This window comes from Arthrobacter sp. SPT-J7, from assembly GCF_059089965.1.
The window spans coordinates 1-5,003 of the sequence record NZ_JBNHFF010000228.1; the positions used below are offsets into that span (position 1 = coordinate 1).

Here is a 5,003-nt window from a genome sequence, read left to right on the forward strand (position 1 = left end):
CCCGGGAACGTCGAGCCCAGCGCTGCCGGTGGCCACCGCTGTGGAGAGCGTCGCCGCAAGGTGTCCGCCGGCGGAGAATCCGAGTACTCCGACGCGTTCCCGGTCAACAGCGAGGCCGTGGGCACCATCGCGAATGTGGAGCATGGCCTGCTTTGCATCCTCGAGCGGCGCAGGGTGCCGGTCGGGGGCGACCCGGTACCGCAGGACAAAAGCGTGAATGCCCAGCCCGGCGAGCCAGTCAGCAACAGGCTCCGCTTCATGGTCGGCCTGCCGGGCGTAGCCGCCTCCGGGGAGGACCAGGACGGCGGGCCGGTCGCCGGTGGCGGCGGTACGGGACGGGACAACTGTCAGGCGGGGCGCCACGGTCAGGCAGCCGTCTCGGTGCTGCGCCGCAGCGTCACTTCGCCGCTGATTGGATGCGGCCGCACGACGTCGGCCCCTCCCTTTTCTGTACCGCCCGTTCCTGCGTCCCCGGATTCCCCTTCCGGCGCTCCGCCGGCAGCAAGAGCTCCCGGGGCTGTGGCACGGGTGGCAAGGCGCCCGATCTCTTCGAGTGGCAGGCGGACCGTGGAGAGTGCGGGGCGGAAATCGCGGAGCGTCTCGATATCGTCGAAGCCGGCGATGATGGCATCGCGCGGAATGCGGAGCCCCTGCGACCGCAGGGCAGCCGTGGCGCCGATGGCCATCACGTCGTTGACCGCGAAGATGCACAACCGCCTGCGGTCCGCCACATCGCCGGATCCCGTCTGGCGTTCCTTGATCAGCCCTGCAAGCTTGAGGCCCGCCTCGTAGCCGCCCGCCCGGTTGAAGGCAGTGCGCAGGATCTCCGCAGGTTCACGCCCTGCCGCTGCCAGGCCCTCCTGGAAACCGCGCACCCGGTCGTCGGAGGTGAATAGTCCCTCGGGTCCGCCGATGATCACAAAGCCGCCGTCCCAGCCCGAGGCGAGTTTGCCGGCCAGTGCTGCGGCGAGCTCCTGGTTGGGCACGGCCACCACGTGGTAGCCCTCCTTCGCCGTCGCACCGACTACCGGGTGGCCGACGACCGCTACCCGGCCGCCGTTGCGGCAATACCTGTCCAGTTCGGCAGCCAGTTCTGCATTGCCCTCCTGGTTCTCCGGCTGGGACGAGCGTGAGCCTGCGATCACGATGGAGTCGGCGCGGCGGGCTGCGAATGCTGCCACCGCTTCCTTCTCTTCTGCCGGAGTTCCGCCGGTGGTGGCCAGCAGGACCATTTTGCGCTGCTCACGTGCTGCTTCCTGGACGCCCCGGGCAATGGCGGCGAAGTAGGGGTCGGCGATGTCGTGGACGATCAGGCCGATCAAACCGGAGCTGGACTTCGCGAGGCCCTGTGCCTGCGCATTGGGAATGTAGCCAAGGGAATCAGCGGCCTGCCGGACCCTGTCCGCGATGTCCTGGCCGGGCTTGCGCGCGGAACCGTTGAGGACGCGCGAGGCGGTGGCCGGCGACACGCCGGCGAGCCGCGCCACCTCGGTAAGGGTACTTGCAGCCACAGCAACTCCTGGAGACTTTAAGGGGACAGTAAGCGTGCTCACATTATGGCAGTTTGATGCCCTTTGCGGAAAGCGCTTGCCAATATGTTCGGCCGGGTGCATCATGGATGCAGTGGGAATGCGCTTTCCCAACCAGCTTGAGTACTACTGCTCACTCACCGTGGAGGACACATGGGCTTCGAAACTAAGACAATCCGCATTGCCATGAACGGCATCACCGGCCGGATGGGCTACCGCCAGCACCTGCTGCGTTCCATCCTCCCCATCCGGGACGCCGGCGGCTTCACCCTCGAGGACGGCACCCGCATCCAGGTTGAGCCCATTCTGGTAGGCCGCAACGAAGCCAAAATCCGTGAACTTGCGGAAAAGCACAAGGTCTCCGAATGGAGCACCGACCTCGACGCCGTGATCAACGACCCCACCGTCGACATTGTCTTCGACGCCTCCATGACGAGCCTTCGCGCTGCCACCCTGAAGAAGGCCATGCTCGCCGGAAAGCACATCTTCACGGAGAAGCCCACGGCAGAGACCCTTGAAGAAGCCATTGAACTGGCCCGCATCGGCAAGGAAGCCGGCGTGACTGCGGGCGTTGTCCACGACAAGCTGTACCTGCCCGGCCTGGTCAAGCTCCGCCGCCTGGTGGACGAAGGCTTCTTCGGCCGCATCCTTTCCATCCGCGGTGAATTCGGCTACTGGGTCTTCGAAGGCGACGTCCAGGCTGCGCAGCGACCGTCCTGGAACTACCGCAAGGAAGACGGCGGCGGAATGACCACGGACATGTTCTGCCACTGGAACTACGTCCTTGAAGGCATCATCGGCAAGGTCAAGAGCGTCAACGCCAAAACCGCCACCCACATCCCCACCCGCTGGGACGAAGCGGGCAAGGAGTACAAGGCCACCGCCGACGACGCCTCCTACGGCATCTTCGAACTCGAGACCCCGGCCGGCGACCCGGTCATCGGCCAGATCAACTCCTCCTGGGCAGTCCGCGTCTACCGGGACGAGCTCGTGGAATTCCAGATCGACGGCACCCATGGTTCCGCTGTCGCAGGCCTGAACAAGTGCGTTGCCCAGCAGCGTGCGCACACCCCGAAGCCGGTCTGGAACCCGGACCTGCCCGTCACGGAATCCTTCCGCGACCAGTGGCAGGAGGTGCCCGCCAACGCTGAGCTGGACAACGGCTTCAAGCTGCAGTGGGAAGAGTTCCTCCGTGACGTCGTTGCCGGCCGCGAACACCGCTTCGGCCTGCTGTCCGCCGCCCGCGGTGTCCAGCTCGCAGAGCTCGGCCTGCAGTCCAACGACGAACGCCGCACCCTCGACGTCCCGGAGATTACGCTCTAATGACCACACTCATCCTGCCCTCCCACGACGGCGGTACCAGGGAATACCGGCTCCAAGGCGCTACGTCCTGGGCCCGTCCCACAGCTCCGCTGACAGCCCGCCGCGCTTACGCCGCAGCACACGTCATCCCTGAGGTCCTTGCAGACAACACCCCCGGCGCCCCGGCCCGGCTCGACTGGGAAGCCACCATGGCCTACCGCCACGAGCTATGGTCCTACGGCCTGGGCGTTGCCGATGCCATGGATACCGCCCAGCGCGGCATGGGCCTGGGCTGGCCCGCCACTCAGCAGCTCATCAAGCGCACCGGAGTCGAGGCTGCCTCCGTGGTCTCGTCCGGCAACGCGGCCACGGCCGGCAAAACCGTTCGGGACCTCGTGTCCTGCGGAGCCGGCACGGACCAGTTGGACATCGATTCCCTTCCCGTGGGCGAAGCCGGGCTCAAGGCCGTCATCGAGGCGTACCGCGAGCAGATTGCCGTGATCAGCGAGGCCGGACCCAAGGTCATCATTATGGCCTCGCGTGCCCTGGCCAAGGTTGCCGCCGGCCCCGATGACTACCTGAAGGTGTACTCCACCCTGCTGCAGGAAGTGGAACAGCCGGTCGTCCTGCACTGGCTCGGCACCATGTTCGATCCCGCCCTCGCCGGCTACTGGGGTTCGGACGACGTCGCCACTGCCACGGACACGTTCCTGGGGCTCATCAAGGACAACGCGGCGAAGGTGGACGGCGTCAAGGTCTCCCTGCTCGACGCCAGCCACGAGGTAGCCCTCCGCGCTGCGCTCCCCGAAGGCGTCCGCCTCTACACTGGCGATGACTTCAACTACCCCGAACTGATCGACGGCGACGGCACCCACCACTCCGACGCCCTCTTGGGCATCTTCGCCGCCATCTACCCGGCAGCTTCAGTCGCCCTGCAGAACTACGATGCCGGCAACGCCGTGAAGGCCCGGGAGATCCTGGATTCCACCCGCGAACTGGGAAAGCACATCTTCAGCGCCCCCACGTTCTACTACAAGACCGGGATCGCGTTTATGTCCTGGCTTAACGGCAAGCAGCAGGGCTTCCAGATGGTGGGCGGCTTGCACTCCGGCCGGTCCGTCTGCCACCTCGCCAAGACGTTTGAATTGGCAGACCAGGCGGGACTGCTCCGGGACCCGGCGCTCGCCGCTTTCCGGATGTCCGACTACCTGCGCATCAACGGGGTGGGAGTATGACAATGAACCCGGAATCCTCCACTTTCTCCCGCCTCGCCATCAACAGCGCCACCACCAAGAAGTGGACCCTCGCCCAGGTTGTGGAGGGCTGCGTCAACGCCGGGATCCCGTCCATCGGCCCTTGGCGGGACCGGGTGGAGGAAGCCGGCCTGGACAAGGCCGCGCGCCTAATCAAGGACGCCGGCCTGCGCGTCTCCTCCCTGTGCCGCGGCGGATTCCTCACCGCCGCGGACCCCGAGGGCCAGGCCGCCGCACTGGCTGACAACCGCGCCGCCATCCTGGAAGCAGTGGCCCTGGGTACCAAGGAACTCTTCCTTGTTGTCGGCGGACTGGCGCCGGGCGAGAAGGACGTGGTGGCCGCGCGCCAGCGCGTCGCGGACCGCCTTGCAGACCTCGCTCCCTTTGCGGAGGAAAACGGCGTCCGCCTGGTCCTCGAGCCGCTGCACCCCATGTACGCGGCGGACCGCGCCCTCATCTCCACCCTGGGACAGGCCCTGGACCTTGCGGCGCCCTTCGACGCCTCCACGGTGGGCGTCGCGGTTGATACCTTCCATGTCTGGTGGGATCCCGAGCTCAAAGCCCAGATCGAACGCGCCGGCCGGGAGAACCGGATTGCCTCCTACCAGGTCTGCGACTTCAACATGCCCATCGCCGCCGATCCGCTGCTGTCCCGTGGATACATGGGCGACGGCGTGGTGGACTTTGCCACCATCGGCACCTGGGTGCGTGATGCCGGCTACACCGGTGACATCGAAGTGGAAATCTTCAATCAGGACATCTGGGACACGGACGGCAACACTGTCCTGGCCACGGTGAAGGAGCGCTACGCGGAGCTTGTCCTTCCGTACGCCTGACCTGAAACAGACTGCAGGCTCCTGCTACGTCATGGCAGGAGCCTGCGCCCCACCTGAAAGGACCCGGACCGCATCAGCGGTCC

The 5,003-nt window shown here is 66.3% G+C and carries 5 protein-coding genes; 3 read left to right on the forward strand and 2 right to left on the reverse strand.

The genetic code is table 11. The features are described 5' to 3' along the window. Both AC5RWX_RS30015 and AC5RWX_RS30020 read right to left on the reverse strand, forming a co-directional pair. A partial coding sequence (locus tag AC5RWX_RS30015) for an alpha/beta hydrolase (RefSeq protein WP_494099867.1) occupies positions 1-363 on the reverse strand: 363 nt, incomplete at its 3' end. 2 nt (positions 364-365) lie between these two features. Continuing rightward, positions 366-1,511 carry a LacI family DNA-binding transcriptional regulator gene (locus tag AC5RWX_RS30020; protein WP_494099868.1) on the reverse strand — a complete coding sequence of 382 codons (1,146 nt, stop codon included), beginning with the start codon at positions 1,509-1,511 and terminating at the stop codon, positions 366-368. 171 nt (positions 1,512-1,682) lie between these two features. Between AC5RWX_RS30020 and AC5RWX_RS30025 the strand changes: the two genes are divergently transcribed. Genes AC5RWX_RS30025 through AC5RWX_RS30035 form a run of 3 tightly spaced genes read left to right on the forward strand, consistent with a single transcriptional unit; the run spans position 1,683 to position 4,920 of the window. Then, positions 1,683-2,852, forward strand: a complete 1,170-nt coding sequence (locus AC5RWX_RS30025) for a Gfo/Idh/MocA family protein (RefSeq protein ID WP_494099869.1) — start codon at positions 1,683-1,685, stop codon at positions 2,850-2,852. Then, complete coding sequence (locus tag AC5RWX_RS30030; protein ID WP_494099870.1) at positions 2,852-4,066, forward strand: dihydrodipicolinate synthase family protein; 1,215 nt, start codon at positions 2,852-2,854, stop codon at positions 4,064-4,066. The genes AC5RWX_RS30025 and AC5RWX_RS30030 overlap by 1 nt, the downstream gene beginning before the upstream one ends. Positions 4,067-4,068: 2 nt before the next feature. Further along, positions 4,069-4,920, forward strand: coding sequence for a sugar phosphate isomerase/epimerase family protein (locus tag AC5RWX_RS30035; protein WP_494099871.1), 852 nt, complete (start codon positions 4,069-4,071; stop codon positions 4,918-4,920). Positions 4,921-5,003 lie beyond the last annotated feature (83 nt).

What these genes read in the sequence shown, in the direction of transcription:
- AC5RWX_RS30025 (WP_494099869.1), top strand. Translation starts at nt 1,683, where the DNA reads ATGGGCTTCGAAACTAAGACAATCCGCATTGCCATGAACGGCATCACC.
- AC5RWX_RS30035 (WP_494099871.1), top strand. Translation starts at nt 4,069, where the DNA reads ATGAACCCGGAATCCTCCACTTTCTCCCGCCTCGCCATCAACAGCGCC.
- AC5RWX_RS30030 (WP_494099870.1), top strand. Translation starts at nt 2,852, where the DNA reads ATGACCACACTCATCCTGCCCTCCCACGACGGCGGTACCAGGGAATAC.